Below are 16,688 nucleotides of genomic sequence, written 5' to 3' on the forward strand. Positions count from 1 at the left end.
GTCTGTTCGATTCTCTCTTAACAATAAAACAAAGAGCCTGCTCTGACAATAATTTTTCTGTTCACCGAGGCGCGAGTTTTTCGAAATGAAAAATGAAAACAGCCACTCCTGCTTTTTTAGGAGTGGCTGTTTATTATTTGTCGGAGCTGTATGAACGTTTCAAAAAAATCAGTTAATACATAATCACACGTAACTCATCTTTGTCTTCCAACACTTCTTGAATATCAACTGAGCGATTTACTTCTCCTACAATTGAAATGCTTACTTTTCGATGATCAACTGCTAAAGGATGAATGGCTTCCACTTTTGCTTCATAGCTGCAATTTTTAGCAATGATTTCGAACATCCACCCGCTATAGAAAGCAGGAATAAACCCTAGTTTGTCTCCACTTTGAGTATGCACTTCAACTGCTCTATGGTCATGAACATTCTCAGGATCTAAAGTAAATTCAATGCTGTCACCCACTTGCAATTGGTTAAGTACCTTATCGCCCTTGTAATAGCGCCAACCGGCCACATAGAAATCATAGTTAAAAGAATTTTGCTCAACCAGGATTGGCGAAACAAATTCATAAGAATCTGTCGCCAAAATTCCTCCTGTAGCACGTAACATATCCATTTCTGTGCAGTCATTTGAAAGGCCTAACTTTTGAAGGACATATGAATAATCGGGTCTTCGGGAATCTGGCAAACGGCGGGCAAATGGGCCGAAAAGTTTTTGAGAGGTATACGTTTTATTGATTTCTGGAAAGGCTAGATGCGGACGATAGCCCTGTTCCATAGCTTCTTCCAACCTTCTTCTGTATCCCTGTCGCTCATAAGAAAATGTATAAACCCCATCTTCATGAAATAGCTTTCCAATATGGTAACGTTGCCGCGTTTCAACATTTTGCCAAATAAGCCATAACTCAAAAGGTCTCTTTCTCATACCTTTTCGCTCCCTTCTAACCAACTCAACATCCAATTCCTCCGGAAAAGCAGAAGCCGGACTATCCACTCTTTATCTAAATCACTCATTACCTCGTCTGGAATGTTATCCACTATAGCCAATAACATGCCTTTATGCAGCTGTTCTAATCTGGCTAACTCTATTTCAAGCGCTTTCTCTGAATGGAGACGAAGATAAGCTAACAATTCAAAATGCTTCGGCTTTTTTCTATCCGGCAACCCTATGCTGGATTTTCCTCTATTGCAGAAACCTGCTAACATATGATCGTCAGTTAACATCTTCTGTTTTCTTTCGGTTACTTCGTTAAAACCAAGAGAAGAACCGTTGTCATAAATAGGTGCGAGGCGTATTCCTTTGGGACCACTTAAGACACCCCAGTTATCACAATGCCGATCATTATTGGCTATTAATGCGTCATAGACGGGCAATGCAACAAATGTGTTCTCTAAACTATATTCAGAAAGCATCTCGAGAATATGAGGCAATTCGTAATAAGTCAATGAATGGCGATCGAAATCTTCGAACCTCGCCATGAACAAATCTCCGCCTTCATACAGCTCTTCTGTCTGATTACGAAAGTTCTTAGAGATTGTCCCTATAGTATTCTGATAATTGGATAATTCTATTTCAGCTGTGGGAAATCCTAGCTGTGCTCCCACTTTACTCGCTATATATTCTGCCCAATGACCACCGGTCCCCTCGGTAGGCACCTTAAAGAGATGTTTCACTGGATCTTCGGGCTTTGTCCCGGGTTCAATCAACCAAAATTTCGTTCGAGTTCCCGAAGCCTGGCTTTTCTCATCTCGTTTCCAGAGCGACGTATCAACCATTTTTCATCGCTCCTTCAACTAAATAGTCAATTCTATAAGTATATAGTTTTAGTAACTATTTGTCACTCAATGAACGATATGGAGCACTAGCGATTCCTTCACTTCATTCTTCTACTGCTCTGCTCCAGATTTTAAATGGACGCTTACTTCCCAGGGAACCGCACAATTCATGACAATTCCGCTTCCTGCATAAACTTGTTTCTTTCCCAGGGACGCGATTTTTAATTGTTTGGGTGCCAGGCACCCAAACAACTTTTCCGTTTCAACTTCTTTGTATAGATTGAATTGTTCCACTCACAGGGGCTCGATTTTATGTCACATTAAACTAGAAGTGTATCTCTTCCTCTAACTGTAATATCCATATCGAGCTCTTCTAAAATGATTAATAACGTAGTTAACGACGGACTATTCAATCCCGCTTCAATTCTGCCGATTGTTGATTTTTGCAATCCTGTTTTATCCGCTAATTGTTGCTGAGAATAACCTAGTTCTTGTCTTCTTACTTTTATTTGGGCTGCTATATAACCTTCTGTTCTAAGTTGTTTCACTTTTTCTTCACCTATTACTTGATTGGCCTTCTCTAAAAATTCACTCATGCCATTCTCTCCTTTCAAAGGTACTTACTCGGATACTTTTCTAAATACTCTTCATAAATTTTTTCGGCTTTTTCAATATCTTGTCTTTTGATATCACCGTTATATTGTTTATCAAAAGCATGCAGAAATAATATCTTATGGTAATCGTAAATCAAATAGATAATTCGAAAATTACCTACTTTTTGAGCTTTTATCCCCCATCTATATAATTGATTCTCATATTTCGGATTTATATTGCGATTGAGAAGCTTGATAGATGGCGGTAACTCGTCTTCGTCAGCGTCCTCAAACGGATCAGGAACAGGAGCATGAAGAATAATTTCTCTTTGGCGGATATAGATTTTTAAAAAACTTGTCCAAACACTAGACTTTTTTACTTGTTTTTCCTTCATAGCTTCGCTGATCAATTTATCTTGAAAAACACTCACATTTCCTAGTTCTTCAAAGTCATATTTTTTCACTCTCTCAAGTCCTTCAAAGATTATTTAATGTTATGATAGCAAATTTGCTATCATAATTCAAACAATAAAATTTTAAAGTTCTATCTTTTCGTCATTCTATATAAAAAGTAAATGTGAAAAAGCCAACTCACAGAATTTTTTAATTCTTCGAGTCAGCTATTCATTCATCTAATTTTTTGATTTGGTTCTCATTTTTTCCATTTCGTTCCATCATTTTTTAGGATTTCAGCTGAGGTATGCACCAATACATCGGGCTTTATGCTATCTCTCAGTATGTTGCTGACGGTTTCCAAATCGTTTTGAGCATTTGCCAAGCCGACCACCGTACCATCATCTTCAATTCCTATTAGGATTTCTCCGCCATCTGTATTTGCAAAAGTGATAATTTCTTTTTTTAGTCCTTCCGTTATTTCACGCTTAAGTTCAAGTTTCGGACTTTCTTCAAACTTTATCTATTTTCAAATCGATCTATCAACTAATAAAATACGCTTAACCATTAGACATTTATGTACGAATGAAATAGATGCGGATGCTACTCCTAGTAGTTAAAGAAATATTTCGACAACTCCCAACTCTTCCCTTACAATAAAATCGTACAGCCAAAACTAAAGAGAAAGAAGGGATTTGTATATCTACTTATATTTACAGTGTTGGTATGAGCGGGTTGGCCGGACAGGTCATTCGTGTTGAGGCGACCGTACGGGAAGACAAGGAACAATGTGTCATCATTGGCTTGCCAGATGTGTCGATCAAGGAGTCGCGTGAACGGATTTTGAATTGCCTGCACGCCCTGAAAAAAGACATCGATATGAAGAAAATCACCATTCACTTGTCGCCTGCCGATGTGAAAAAGCAAGGTGCCTCTTACGACGCGGCGATGCTTTTGGCGGTGTTGCAAGCAATGAATAAGCACCCTATCGACATCCCAGATCATACTTGTTTTATTGCCGCGCTAACGTTAAACGGTGAACTGACGACGTTTCACAGTATGATTCCAACCATTCACCAAGCCATTTTACTCGGTTTTAAACGCATTTACATTCCACCGATTGAAATTTCTCTTTTTGCGCAAGCTGCGGATGTTGAATTGATTCGTATGCCGGACATGCCCTTTTTGCTTTCCCACTTAAATGGAAAAAATCCCCTTTTTGATGAGACCTCACTCTTTTAACACCCGAAACGTTCTACGAAGACAATGAAAAAGTTCCTCATGTTTGTTTTTCGGCCATTCGTGGTCACGACGAAGCGAAACGTGCGCTGTTGCTTGCGGCGGCTGGTGGTCATCATGTGTTGATGAGCGGTCCCCCGGGATGTGGGAAAAGTTTGCTAGCGAATGCGTTTCATACGATTTTGCCCGACTTGGCACATGACGAGATTTTAGAAGTGTATAGCATTTATCAACTGGCCAAACAAGCGCGTTCACTGTCGGAGCGTCCACCATTTCGCAGTCCGCATCATTCTTCTTCAGAAGGTGCGATTATTGGCGGTGGACGGTACCCGAAGCCGGGCGAAATGTTGCTGGCGCATCGCGGAGTGTTATTCTTGGACGAATTAGGCCATTTTCCGCGCCGTGTGATCGATACGTTACGGCAGCCACTCGAAAGCGGGTTTGCCGTGGTTAACCGCGTTGAAGGATCCGACCAGTTTCCGGCAGCAATTAACTTGATCGCCGCAACGAATCCGTGTCCGTGCGGTTATTACGGCTCACATGAGAAGTATTGCACGTGCGGGGACAAAGCTCGCTTGAAGTATATGCAAAAAATCACCGGACCGATTATTGACCGTGTGGATTTTGTGCTGGAGATGAAAAATCAGGGTGTCCAACTGCCGTCACGTCCGAAGAACTGCGCAAGCTGACAGCGGCTGCACGTACTCGCCAGCGAATCCGTTACGGCGCTAATTACACCAATGCCATCGTGCCGATCAAGTTATTTGAAGACAAAACGGCTTTCACACCTGCACAACTGGCACGTATTGAGAGGGTTAGTTTTCAAGAAAAGCTGAGTAGCCGTGCCACGATGAAAATCTTGCGCCTCGCACGAACGATTGCCGATATCGTAGACGAAGACCACGTAACAGATGCGGCAATTGAAGAAGCACTGGACTGGAAGATCAGTGCTTCTCGAACACATAGTTCGCTGATGAGGTAAAGCGATGACGCGAAAACGGGCGTTTAATCCCCATTCCTATTACCACGTCATCATGCGTGGCAATAACCGGCAACTGATTTTCAAAACGAAAGAAGATATGCTTGAGCTCAAACGGGCATTTCAACATATTTATGTGGATTACCCGTTTAAGATTCTGGCTTATTGTTTTATGACCAACCATTATCACATTTTAATCAAAGCCGAGCGTGATCCTTTTCATAAAATCATGGGACTGGTCAATCGCCGGTATTCCATGTCTTATGCCAAGCGTTATCGCCACATCGGACGGATTTACCAGAAACGGTATTTCGCGAAGGAAGTCGATTCACGTCTTGGCCTTCTCACCGTCAGCAGTTATATCCACCGGAATCCGATTCAAACCAAAAAGCCGATGGTGGAGCGATTGGAGATGTATCCGTATAGTTCGTTTCCACTGTACTGGGACGAGTCGCTTCCTGCTCCCGCTTTTTTAAACCGGCAACTGCTGAAAGAATTGCTGCCAGAGCCGTTTCAAAAGAACAACACGGCTTATTGTATGTATTGCCTGACTTATAAGAAGATCAGCATGTGGAGGATATGGAGCCGCCGGTGATGTAGCGGGAGATTTAGGAAAGAGCGATTGCCCTGCATTCTCCATTCTCCCAGCAGTTCCCAAATGGTCCCTGTGAGCGGTACAATTATATGGATTACCACAAAATATGCTATTATATAGAAAAGAGGTGATCGACAATGGAGTCTAAACGTAAGCTGGAAATTGCAAGCATTGCTATGAAGGAGCGTCGAAATTCTAAGTCGACTCTGCCAGATGATTTCCTGAAAACTTTAGAAGAGAGGACAGGAGAAATTGTTTCTGATTTAAAGCCGGGTAGACAACGCCCCCGCTCTAAAGATGAGACAAAAATCCTTCTGATGTTTGAAAAGGAATATGGAAAACAAAACGGAACAATATAGAGAAAAATTAGCTAAGTTAAAAGACTTGCCCTTGGTAGAAAAGAACATTCGTGTTGCTGGTATTGTGACGGAGTATGTTGAAAGAAAACATCCGAAAATTCAACTCATAGTGGTCGGTGGCCTCAGCGTTGAGTACTATACGACCGGACAATATGCGACTGTTGATATCGATTTTGTTGCAACTTCACATGAGCAGATTATGGAATCGCTAGTTGAATTGGGTTTTGAAAGACAAGGCAAAGACAGTTACTTAAAAGAGTTACAGGTCTCTGTCGAAATTCCTGACAATCACCTAGAAGGCAGTTATGAAAAAGTAAGAGATGTCCTGACTGATGACGGTTGTATCGTTCATATGATTAGTCCTGAAGACATCTTTTGTGATAGGTTAAGAGCACTTGTTCATTGGAAGGAAAAAGAGCAATTGAAATGGATGACAAAGTTATACGAAGGAAATGAGTTGGATCAGGACTATATTTATTCCCGCTTAATAGGGATCAAAAGAAAAAGAAGTAGCCGATGTGTTCTTCAATACCATCAAAGAGCAAAATAAGTAAATCAACAAAATTGAACGGGTGCTCCCTTAATTTTTTCACTATTGGTTTTCTTCAGTACAATGAAGGTAAGCACTATCTGATTCGCCTATTTTATTCCGTTTTCTCTTACTATTTTCTGGGGAATTTCCGATTATGTCGCTTTGATTCATGGTGACTCTCATGGCGATTCTTTTCCAACTGTTTCTAAATGATCCTTGTGAGCGGTTCAATTATAACTATTTATCGACATCACTAATTATACGGATGCCACCTTCGAAATCAATTGATTTCACCGAAGATGGCATTTTTTCTATGCAAATTCTTTGTATAGAGTGAATTGTTCTGCTCACAGGGACGCGTTTTTCCGAATAAAAAACGCCTTTTGAGGCGCATTCTTCTATGTTATAATGAGAGACGATTATCATATTTTTTTGGAAGACGTCTCCCATCGAGCTACTAGTAATAGTCGATACTATGGGAGGCGTCTTTTCCTTTCTCCAGGGTTATTAAGGACATTATATCCATCAATTCCTGGACAGACAATACCATCAACTTTTAGACATTATGAAATAGCATTAACACGTTGTGTAGACTGAGTCATTTTAGTTACAGGTGCAAGATTCTAATAAAAATCAATAATTATTATCTCTAATGAATATCCACATCATTTTTTTATTTACCATAGCTTTAAAAAAGCCCATTCCAATTACGGAATGGGCTTTCTTCTATTTCTTTTCAAATCATATTAACGAAAATCTTCATTCATCGCACGTGCTAAGAACACGGAATACTCTGCTCTCGTCGTTGGCTCACCAGGATGGAATGTCTTATCTGGATATCCGGTGGTAATGCCATTCTCATATAATCCTGAGATATAGCCTTTTGCCCAATGACCTGCTTTGACATCACTGAAATGATTTTTGTCGCTGGCATTCAGTTTGTAAGCAATACTGATAACCTTGGCCATTTCAGCACGCTTCAGCACATCGTTTGGTGCAAACGTACCATCCGGATTACCGGTAAACAAGCCTGCTTTAGAAACTGCTGCAATGTAGTCTTTGCCCCAGTGTTTGTTCGAAACATCTTTGTAGCCAGATGGAACGTCTTTAACTGGTAAGTCGAGTGCCAAAGCTAACATTTTTGCTGCTTCTGCGCGTGTCGTGTTCTTTTCGGGTTGGAAACTACCGTTCGGGTAGCCACCAATGATTTGATCATCCGCTAGGTACATGATTTTATCTAGTGCCCAGTGTGTCAGCTTCAAATCAGGATAGTTGCCATCTACTACTGTGACTGGAATCGCTTTACTGCTATTTCCAGCAGCATCTGTTGCAGTTATGGAAATTTTTGTTCCGATCTTTTGTTTAGCAATGGTCACTTCATACGTACCTTTTGCATCCGTCGTTGCGGTTCCGATAGATTTCGTACCCGCTTTGACTTCAATTTTAGCATCCGCTTCCGCTGTACCAATAATGCGTGTGGAATAGTGCGTTACTTTATTCTTCAGTTTAAGCGCTGGTGCGGTGCCATCGACAACGATGACTTCTTTTGCTTCACTAGTATTTCCTTCTTTATCCACGGCAGTAATCGCTATGACAGTGCCAGCTTTTTGTTTCGAAATATCTGCTGAATACGTTCCGACTGCACTTGCTGTAGTTGTACCGACTTGTTTACTTCCTACTTTAACTATAATTTTGGAAGTCGCTTCCGCTGTTCCTGTTACAACAGTAGATTGATCTGTTACTTTGTTTACTGTCGGCATGTCAGGAGCAGCTGCTTCAAGAACCACTGTTTCTTTAACAGAACTAATATTGCCCCCAACATCCATTGATGTCACTTGGATTTTGGTTCCGGCTTTTTGTGCGGCTATAGCTACTTTGTATTTGCCATCTCCGTCTACTGTTCCAGCTCCCAATTCTTTACCTTCCGATTTAATGGAAATAAAAGAAGCTATTTCACCAGTTCCGGTAACGGCTATCGATTTGTCTGTCACTTTGTCGACTGTTGGAATTAAGGGTGCTGTTGCATCCAATACAGTGACGTCTTTTGACGGGCTAACATTTCCTGATGCATCTGTAGCAGTTACGCTTAATTTGGTTCCCGCTTTTTGTTTTGCAATCGTCGTTGCAAAGCCTCCATCAGCATTCGCTTTTGCTTTGCCAATCTCAGTAGCTCCAGCTTTCACAACAATAATAGAACCTGCTTCTGCAGTACCTTTTACAGTTGTTGATTTGTCTGTTACTTCTGCTACTGTCGGTAAAGCAGGTGCAGTGGTATCTTTCACCTTGATTTCTGTCGTTTCACTAACATTTCCTGACTGATCAGTAGAATTAATTGCTAACAGAGTTCCAGCTTTTTGCTTTACAATCACAACAGAATAACTGCCATTTGCTGCAGTTGTAGCTTCCCCCAATAAAACACCTTTCACTTTTACTGTTACGAGTGAATTTGCTTCTGCAGTTCCAGTTACTTTAACCGCGTTTTCTGTTACTCCATTTACTTTTGGTTTTGCAGGGGCTGTTGCATCTTTCACTATAAGATCTGCGGGTTCACTAATATTCCCAGCGTCATCCATCACATTAAGTGAAAGTTTTGTACCCGCTGCAAATGGAACGATCGGTCTTTCAAAATTTCCGTTTCCGTCTACCCAAGCAGTATCAATGATGCTATCATTTGCTAAAACTGTTAATACAGTGTTCGGTTCAGCCGATCCTATAATGGATGTTGATTGATCTGTTACTTCATGGACTTCCGGTTTTTCTGGAGCTGTATTATCCGAAACAATGACTTCTAGCGCTTCACTTTCATTATTGTATGAATCTACCACAGATATATATAATTTAGTTCCGGCAGTTTGTTTCGAAATTGGTACTTCAAAAACAGAATAACTTGAGTATCCCTCTGCTGAACCAATGACATTTCCTGACTCGTTACGAATCATTATCTTTCCATTATCAATATAAAACGGAAGAAAACCACGAACGGTAGTTGCGTAATCTTGAATAGGATCAACTACTGGTGCAGGAATATCTATAACTTTCACCGCTTGTTTAGCATTCACTAAACCATTTCCGTAAATGTAATCTCTACCGTAGTCTCCTAAGTCTTTTGCAGTGGAAAGCAATCGATCGACTACTTCAGTATTCGTCAAATTGGGCTCATTGGCCATAACCAATGCTGCTACACCAGCAACGACTGGTGAGGCCATTGAGGTCCCACTCATCCAACCGCCAGAACCATAAGGAAGTATCGAATAGATGGAACTTCCCGGTGCTACAACATCAACGTCATATCCATAGTTTGAGAAATAAGACTGATAATCTGAAGAGTCGGTTGATCCCACCGAAATGACATTGTCATAAGCAGATGGATAATGAGTACGACTAGTCGCATCATTTCCTGCAGAAGCTATGATAACTAATCCACTTTGATAAGCATACTGAATGGCATTATTGTATTGAGTACTATAATTGTAGCTGCCTAAGCTCATATTAATGATATCGGCCCCCGCCCACACAGCTTGGTAAATGCCTTCAATCACATCTGACGTATAGGCAGTTTCTCCAACAAAAACATCGATTGGCATAATGCTCGTTTTTGGAGCTACTCCAGCACCGAACTCGTAATTGTCAATTGAGCTGCCAATTATGCCAGCAACATGTGTGCCATGATCATCTACACTAAAACCCGAATCTGCCGTAGTATGCGGCTTGACAATCTGCTCCTTAAGATCTGGATGATTAATATCAAAACCTGAATCCAATACCGCAACAACGACATCCGAAGATCCCATCGTTTTATCCCAAGCTCTTTCAGTCTCTATATTTTTATGATGATATTGATAATAGTTGAAATAAGGATCGTTTGGTGTGTATGTTAGCTGAACCAAGTGATCAGGTTCTACACTTTCAATATCTTTTCTTGCTTCTAATTCTTCTATATACGTGTTAACCGTTTCTCCCTCTGGAACTTTTAAAGTTGCGATTTCCTCGGTGTCTACAGTTTTTACGCTCACCACATCCAAGTCAGTCATTTCACTTGTCGTGTCTTCTTTAAACGTGACGATCACTTGGTCTGTTTCTACTTCTTGCGTGACAAGCGGCTTTTCTTCTTCAGCGTATACAGTTGTCCCCAATGTACTGGACAACAATACAACGCTCAGTAACACAGATGAAACCTTCATGCTCTTTTTCATTTAACTATCTCCCTTGGGTTATCAAATAAGTCTTACTGTTTTATATTTCCTTAGATATTATACTTTGTGCCTACAAATAAGTATATAGCGTAATTAAAAAGGTTTACAAAATAATAAAATACATATTTTTATCAAATAAAAAAACAAGTAAATGAGGAATTTTGAATTCCAAATCGACTTGTTCATATATTGAACGTATTTTACTTAGTCAAAACTTTTTGTTCCAGCAATTTCTTTTCAAACAACTCCAGCAACTGATCTCTCAGCTCTGGACGCTTCAAAGCAAACTCAATCGTCGTCTCAATAAAGCCGAACTTCTCGCCCACATCAAACCGCTGTCCTTCAAACTCATAAGCATAAACAGACTGCACTTCGTTGAGTTTCTGAATCGCATCCGTCAACTGGATTTCTCCACCTGCACCTAGTTGATGCTCTCCTAAATAGTCAAAGATTTCTGGAGTCAGAATATAACGGCCCATTAATGCCTGTTCCCAGGGAACCGCACAATTATTGTCGTGAATTGTCAGAATTCTGTAGAATTGTTTCTTTTCCAGGGACGCGAACTATGAATTATAATTATGAATTATTGGGTTCACGGGAATGGAGTTTCTTTGTCATGCAATTGTCGTGAAATGTCAAAATCATGTAGAATTTTTTCTTTTCCTGGGACGCGATTTATTCTCTTAACAATAAAACATGTAGCCTGTTCTGACAATTGTATAAGCAGAGAAGTTTGATTTTGCAAAAACGAGTGCAGAGCATTGCAAAGCTTTATTCATAGCTAGTACAGACTTCAAGTTAATTTGACATGGAGCCTATACGATTATGACTCACGAGCTGAGAAGCCAGTCTTTTTAAAGTTTCGCCTTTGCCCAAGCAGGCTATCACGCTCGCCTCTCCATGTATAATCATGGCTAAACCGTTATGTATTTTTTTTTGCAAACCGTTGTTGTATGTGGTGCATTTATATATATTGTTATTTTGTAATAGAGAGAAATTTAATTAATAAAATATTTCGACAACTACTTCGCTTTCCTCTACACTGGTATTGCTGGATAATTTATTTAGAAGAGAGGGATTTGTATATCAAACTATATTTACAGTGTCGGCATGAGCGGCCTCTCCGGCCAAGTGATCCGGGTCGAGGCGACCGTGCGGGAAGACAAAGAACAATGCATCATCATCGGCTTGCCAGATGTGTCGATCAAGGAGTCACGCGAACGGATTCTGAATTGCCTACATGCACTAAAAAAAGACATCGACATGAAGAAAATCACCATTCACTTATCCCCTGCCGATGTTAAAAAGCAAGGCACTTCGTATGACGCGGCGATGCTTTTGGCGGTGTTGCAAGCGATGACGAAAAAACCGTTGGAGATACCGGAAAAGACCTGCTTTATTGCCGCATTGACGTTGAACGGCGAACTGACGACGTTCCACAGTATGATTCCAACGATTCACCAAGCCATTTTACTCGGTTTTAAACGCATCTACATTCCACCTATTGAAATCTCCCTGTTTGCGCAAGCTGCGGATGTTGAATTGATTCGTATGCCGGACATGCCCTCTTTACTTTCCCACTTAAGCGGAAAACCTTCCTTGTTTGATGAAGACCTCACGCTATTAACACCCGAAACATTTTACGAAGATCATGAAAAAGTTCCTCATGTGTGTTTCTCTGCGATTCGCGGTCACGACGAGGCGAAACGCGCGCTATTGCTTGCGGCGGCTGGTGGTCATCACGTATTGATGAGCGGTCCACCGGGATGTGGGAAAAGTTTGCTAGCGAATGCGTTTCATACGATTTTGCCCGACTTGGCACATGACGAGATTTTAGAAGTGTATAGCATTTATCAACTGGCTAAACAAGCACGGTCGTTATCCGAGCGTCCACCGTTTCGCAGTCCGCATCATTCTTCTTCAGAAGGTGCGATTATTGGCGGTGGACGGTACCCGAAGCCGGGCGAAATGTCGCTGGCGCATCGCGGAGTGTTATTCTTGGACGAATTAGGCCATTTTCCGCGGCGCGTTATCGATACGTTACGGCAGCCACTCGAAAGCGGGTTTGCCGTGGTTAACCGCGTTGAAGGATCTGACCAGTTTCCGGCAGCAATTAACTTGATCGCCGCGACCAACCCGTGTCCGTGCGGCTATTACGGCTCTCATGAAAAATATTGCACGTGCGGGGACAAAGTACGGTTGAAGTACATGCAGAAAATCACCGGCCCCATCATCGACCGGGTGGATTTTGTGCTGGAGATGAAAAATCAGGGTGTGTTGGCACAACCAACTGCCGTCACGTCCGAAGAACTGCGCAAGCTGACAGCGGCTGCACGTACTCGCCAGCGAATCCGTTACGGCGCCAATTACACCAATGCCATTGTGCCGATTAAGCTGTTTGAGGAAAAGACCCATTTCAGCCCAGCACAACTGGCACGGATTGAGACGGTCAGTTTCCAGGAAAAACTGAGCAGCCGCTCCACGATGAAAATCCTGCGGCTGGCACGGACGATTTCGGACGTCGCAGGCGACGATCAGGTCACGGACATGGCGGTCGATGAAGCGCTCGAGTGGAAAATCAGTGCTTCGCGTACCCACAGTTCGCTGATGAGGTGAGCCATGACACGAAAACGCGAGTTCAATCCGCATTCCTATTACCATGTCATCATGCGCGGCAATAACCGGCAACCGATTTACAAAACAAAAGAAGATATGTTTGAGCTCAAGCGTACGCTTTTGCACGTCCATGCTGAGTATCCATTCACGATGTTGGCTTATTGTGTCATGACGAACCATTATCATTTTTTGCTGAAACCTGTCCGGGACCCATTGGATAAAATCATGCAGCGTATCAATAAGCGCTACAGCATCTCCTATTCAAAACGGTATGGGCATGTCGGGCAGATTTACCAGAAACGCTATTTCGCCAAAGAAGTCGATTCCCGACTTGGTTTGCTAACCGTCAGCAGTTATATTCACCGCAATCCGATTGAGACGAAAGTACCGATGGTGGAAAAACTGGAACTCTATCCGTATAGCTCGTTTCCGTTATATGTAGATGATGAGAAAGACGCTCCGACTTTTTTAAACCGGCAGTTGTTAAAGGAATTGTTGCCGGAACCGTTTGCTAAAACCAATACGGCGTATTGCGTCTATTGCTTGAGTTACCGACAGACTGCGGAAGAAGATCCACATTCAGAATGGTTTGATCCATGAAGGGAGCGACAGAGCTATCCGCTCTTTTCTTAGTTGTTGCTGTTTTGTCGTTTTTTCTTTTCTTTTCCTTTTTCCTTTCCTGCTCCCAGGGAACCGCACAATTCATGACAATTCCACTTCCTGCATAAACAGCAAAACACTATCCCCTGGAACTTTGTGTTCACGGGAATGGTGTTTCTTTATCATGCAATTGTCGTGAATTGTCAAAATCGTTTAGAATTGTTTCTTTCCCTGGGGCGCGAATTTCCAAAAGAGCATGGATTTGTCAGAGGGGCAGACTACTACGGGAGGAAAGATAAATGACCATTGAATCTACGATCACCAAACTAAACGAAATGCGCCTGAACGCTATAGCTGACACCTATTACAACCAAATGAACGACCCTCAATACCGGGAGCTGTCTTTCGAGGATCGCTTCAATTTATTGATCGACAGCGAGTACATCCGCCGGAAGAACAACAAGTTGGATCGGCTGATCCGTACAGCGAATTTGCGTATGCCAGACGCTTGCATCGAAGACATCCACTATTACGAAGACCGCAAGCTGGATCGTACCACTATCTTACGTTTAGCCAGCTGCAATTACATCGGTGAAAAACAGAACGTCATCCTAAAAGGGGCATCTGGAAACGGGAAATCTTATCTAGCATGTGCGTTTGGCGTCAGTGCTTGCCGAAACGGTTATACGGCCAAATATATGCGTCTGCCGGAATTACTGGATGAACTGGCCCTGGCTCGATTAAATGGAACGTATCAAAAGATCATGAAAGCTTACCGAAAGGTAAATTTATTAATTTTAGACGAGTGGCTACTTGTTTCATTGACCGAGTATGAAGCTCGAGATGTACTGGAAATCGTCGAATCGAGATACCAGAATGCCTCCACCATTTTCTGCTCGCAGTTTGAACCGAGCGGTTGGTATGAACAGATTGGGGAAGCAACGCTCGCCGATGCCATCCTTGATCGGGTCATCCATAGTTCGCATTCCATTTTTATTGATGGCAAGATTTCCATGCGCGAAAGGATCGGGATTCAGTCATAAGTATAAAAAGCCGCCTATGGGCGGCCTTCTTAATTTTATGAGTGGTTCTCAGATGTCCGAGGTGGTTCTGAAATTTGTCCGAGGTGGTTCTATTTTATGGCACGAGTGGTTCTCGAGCTTGTCCTTCTTCATTTGATCCAGCCAATACAATTCTTTCTCTTTTCTTTTCAAAAAAAACCCCTCCCAGAAATTTAAATCTGGAAAGAGTATCTCATGGAAAACCTGCTATTAGAACGTGTTGATTATTGGACGCTTACGTTTATCAACGATGCCTGTTCCCAGGGAACCGCACAATTCATGACAATTCCGCTTCCTGCATAAACATCAAAACTCCATCACCTGGAACCTTGTGTTCTCGGGAATGAAGTTTCTTTGTCATGCAATTGTCGTGAATTGTCAGAATATTGTAGAATTTTTTCTTTCCCAGGGACGCGAATTTAATTAGGCAAGTATCTTTCATCTTTCACATGCTTCTCGGGAAAAAGAAGCTTTTGAAGTTCTCTGTCTCCGAGATCCTCTGGCAAGGGCCAGGAAATCCCTTTCTTTTCTGCCTGTTCCAGCACTTCAGTGATCGTATTCCTTGAACACTTACAACTGGCTGCGATTCCACGTTTGGATACCTCCTGAGCATCCAGCCGTAGAATCTCTCGATATTTGATCATAAAAAACCTCCTACACAATCAATTTACGGAATATTCCGCAAACTAATTATATAGGAGTGGTTCTCTCATGTCTTAAGTGGTTCTATTTTTTGTCCGAAGTGGTTCTAAAATATGGCACAGGTGGTTCTATTAAGTGGCTGTATGCACTGCTCGGTCCAATACAATTCTTTCTCTTTTCTTTTCAAAAAAAACCCCTCCCAGAAATTCAAATCTGAAAAGAGTATCTCATGAAAAATCTTCTATTAGAACGTGCTCGCTATTGGACGCTTACGACGAAACAGGCTATACCCATAAGACCATAACCAATTATTTAGCTCCTAATTTCAATCCAATTAATGGTCAATACGGCGTACGGCGGCCTGGGAAATTATCTCCTTTCAGAAATGAAGTGCTGACCTTGCGGACAAAAGGAACCACATATAAAGAAATCCATGCTTTCATTTGTCAGAAAGGATACACGGGCTCAGAAGCGGCGATTAGACAATTCATTGCGAAAGAAAAAAGAATGGGAAGAGATTTTAAAAAAGAAGCCTCTACTGATGCCACAGAGGTTATTGAGAGAAAGTGGCTGATAAAGTTACTCTACAAGCCACTTGACAAAGTGAAAGATATTTCTTTTGAACAAGTTGAAAATATTATTCAGAAGTATCCATTGAAAGGTACATTACTCGATCTAATTTGGGATTTCAAAAAGATTCTTAAATCAGGTAAGAAAGAGATCATCCATACATGGATTGCAGAGACGGAAAGCCTAGAATTAGCTGAATTGAAAAGTTTCCTAAATGGAATAAAAAAGATATCAAGGCAGTTGAAAATGCCTGTACACTTCCCTATAGTAACGGATTAGCTGAAGGCAGTGTCAATAAATTGAAAACCATCAAGCGAATCATGTATGGCCGCAATAGTTTCGCTCTTCTACGAAATAAGCTTCTATTACTAGAAGCCCGAAAATTCAACTAACGTTGGAAAGAACCTATTGGACGCTTACTTTCCTTGTTCCCAGGGAACCGCACAATTCATGACAATTCCGCTTCCTGCATAAACGTCAAAACTCCATCACCTGGAACCTTGTGTTCACGCGAATGGAGTTTCTTTGTCATGCAAT

18 protein-coding genes and 1 pseudogene are annotated in these 16,688 nt (G+C 41.7%); 11 read left to right on the forward strand and 8 right to left on the reverse strand.

All coding sequences use genetic code 11. The features are described from left to right. Positions 1-172 precede the first annotated feature (172 nt). The 5 genes from BBH88_RS14095 to BBH88_RS18945 all read right to left on the reverse strand — a co-directional run bounded on the left by BBH88_RS14095 (position 173) and on the right by BBH88_RS18945 (position 3,288). On the reverse strand, positions 173-928 hold the full coding sequence (locus BBH88_RS14095; RefSeq protein ID WP_065536644.1) for an HIRAN domain-containing protein: 756 nt from the start codon (positions 926-928) through the stop codon (positions 173-175). Then, positions 925-1,779 carry a HipA domain-containing protein gene (locus BBH88_RS14100; RefSeq protein WP_065536643.1) on the reverse strand — a complete coding sequence of 285 codons (855 nt, stop codon included), beginning with the start codon at positions 1,777-1,779 and terminating at the stop codon, positions 925-927. Before BBH88_RS14100 ends, BBH88_RS14095 begins: the two co-directional genes overlap by 4 nt. A 320-nt stretch (positions 1,780-2,099) precedes the next feature. Then, complete coding sequence (locus BBH88_RS14110) at positions 2,100-2,375, reverse strand: helix-turn-helix domain-containing protein (RefSeq protein ID WP_006830418.1); 276 nt, start codon at positions 2,373-2,375, stop codon at positions 2,100-2,102. Between the two features lie 14 nt (positions 2,376-2,389). Next, positions 2,390-2,836 carry a type II toxin-antitoxin system RelE/ParE family toxin gene (locus BBH88_RS14115; protein ID WP_065536642.1) on the reverse strand — a complete coding sequence of 149 codons (447 nt, stop codon included), beginning with the start codon at positions 2,834-2,836 and terminating at the stop codon, positions 2,390-2,392. Positions 2,837-3,024: 188 nt separating this feature from the next. Next, entirely contained in the window at positions 3,025-3,288 is a 264-nt protein-coding gene (locus BBH88_RS18945; protein ID WP_083387789.1) for an AlbA family DNA-binding domain-containing protein, read from the reverse strand. Between the two features lie 212 nt (positions 3,289-3,500). Here BBH88_RS18945 and BBH88_RS18950 point away from each other — a divergent pair, with 212 nt between their 5' ends. The 6 genes from BBH88_RS18950 to BBH88_RS14135 all read left to right on the forward strand — a co-directional run bounded on the left by BBH88_RS18950 (position 3,501) and on the right by BBH88_RS14135 (position 6,487). After that, positions 3,501-4,007 carry a magnesium chelatase domain-containing protein gene (locus BBH88_RS18950; protein ID WP_162098200.1) on the forward strand — a complete coding sequence of 169 codons (507 nt, stop codon included), beginning with the start codon at positions 3,501-3,503 and terminating at the stop codon, positions 4,005-4,007. 56 nt (positions 4,008-4,063) lie between these two features. Further along, positions 4,064-4,693, forward strand: coding sequence for an ATP-binding protein (locus BBH88_RS19680; RefSeq protein ID WP_456291192.1), 630 nt, complete (start codon positions 4,064-4,066; stop codon positions 4,691-4,693). Positions 4,694-4,719: 26 nt separating this feature from the next. Further along, a complete protein-coding gene (locus BBH88_RS19685) occupies positions 4,720-4,986 on the forward strand; it encodes a magnesium chelatase subunit ChlI family protein (RefSeq protein WP_238323495.1) in 267 nt (88 codons plus the stop codon). A gap of 4 nt (positions 4,987-4,990) precedes the next feature. Further along, entirely contained in the window at positions 4,991-5,578 is a 588-nt protein-coding gene (locus tag BBH88_RS14125; RefSeq protein ID WP_154669169.1) for a transposase, read from the forward strand. A gap of 137 nt (positions 5,579-5,715) precedes the next feature. Then, entirely contained in the window at positions 5,716-5,937 is a 222-nt protein-coding gene (locus BBH88_RS14130) for a hypothetical protein (RefSeq protein WP_006831618.1), read from the forward strand. Further along, positions 5,912-6,487: a hypothetical protein gene (locus BBH88_RS14135; RefSeq protein WP_065536641.1), complete on the forward strand. Its 576-nt coding sequence runs from the start codon at positions 5,912-5,914 to the stop codon at positions 6,485-6,487. Before BBH88_RS14130 ends, BBH88_RS14135 begins: the two co-directional genes overlap by 26 nt. Positions 6,488-7,215: 728 nt before the next feature. Here the strand turns inward: BBH88_RS14135 and BBH88_RS14140 are convergent. Both BBH88_RS14140 and BBH88_RS14145 read right to left on the reverse strand, forming a co-directional pair. Continuing rightward, positions 7,216-10,662 (reverse strand): Ig-like domain-containing protein, encoded by a 3,447-nt coding sequence (locus tag BBH88_RS14140; RefSeq protein ID WP_065536640.1) that lies wholly within the window; start codon positions 10,660-10,662, stop codon positions 7,216-7,218. A gap of 200 nt (positions 10,663-10,862) precedes the next feature. Next, positions 10,863-11,159: pseudogene (locus BBH88_RS14145) on the reverse strand (UTP--glucose-1-phosphate uridylyltransferase); the annotation flags it as partial. A gap of 598 nt (positions 11,160-11,757) precedes the next feature. Here BBH88_RS14145 and BBH88_RS14150 point away from each other — a divergent pair. The 3 genes from BBH88_RS14150 to istB all read left to right on the forward strand — a co-directional run bounded on the left by BBH88_RS14150 (position 11,758) and on the right by istB (position 14,921). Continuing rightward, positions 11,758-13,278 carry a YifB family Mg chelatase-like AAA ATPase gene (locus BBH88_RS14150; protein ID WP_269148254.1) on the forward strand — a complete coding sequence of 507 codons (1,521 nt, stop codon included), beginning with the start codon at positions 11,758-11,760 and terminating at the stop codon, positions 13,276-13,278. 3 nt (positions 13,279-13,281) lie between these two features. Next, on the forward strand, positions 13,282-13,878 hold the full coding sequence (locus BBH88_RS14155) for a transposase (protein WP_065536637.1): 597 nt from the start codon (positions 13,282-13,284) through the stop codon (positions 13,876-13,878). 299 nt (positions 13,879-14,177) lie between these two features. Beyond that, positions 14,178-14,921 carry an IS21-like element helper ATPase IstB gene (istB, locus tag BBH88_RS14160; protein WP_065536636.1) on the forward strand — a complete coding sequence of 248 codons (744 nt, stop codon included), beginning with the start codon at positions 14,178-14,180 and terminating at the stop codon, positions 14,919-14,921. A gap of 437 nt (positions 14,922-15,358) precedes the next feature. Here istB and BBH88_RS14165 read toward each other — a convergent pair whose 3' ends face one another. After that, positions 15,359-15,583 (reverse strand): hypothetical protein, encoded by a 225-nt coding sequence (locus tag BBH88_RS14165; protein WP_065536635.1) that lies wholly within the window; start codon positions 15,581-15,583, stop codon positions 15,359-15,361. 133 nt (positions 15,584-15,716) lie between these two features. Between BBH88_RS14165 and BBH88_RS14170 the strand changes: the two genes are divergently transcribed. Together BBH88_RS14170 and BBH88_RS20045 are read left to right on the forward strand one after the other, a co-directional pair. After that, entirely contained in the window at positions 15,717-16,430 is a 714-nt protein-coding gene (locus BBH88_RS14170) for a hypothetical protein (RefSeq protein ID WP_065536634.1), read from the forward strand. Further along, positions 16,382-16,543, forward strand: a complete 162-nt coding sequence (locus tag BBH88_RS20045) for a transposase (RefSeq protein WP_407946504.1) — start codon at positions 16,382-16,384, stop codon at positions 16,541-16,543. The genes BBH88_RS14170 and BBH88_RS20045 overlap by 49 nt, the downstream gene beginning before the upstream one ends. Positions 16,544-16,688: the final 145 nt, after the last annotated feature.

The organism is Planococcus antarcticus DSM 14505 (genome assembly GCF_001687565.2).
Taxonomy (GTDB): domain Bacteria; phylum Bacillota; class Bacilli; order Bacillales_A; family Planococcaceae; genus Planococcus; species Planococcus antarcticus.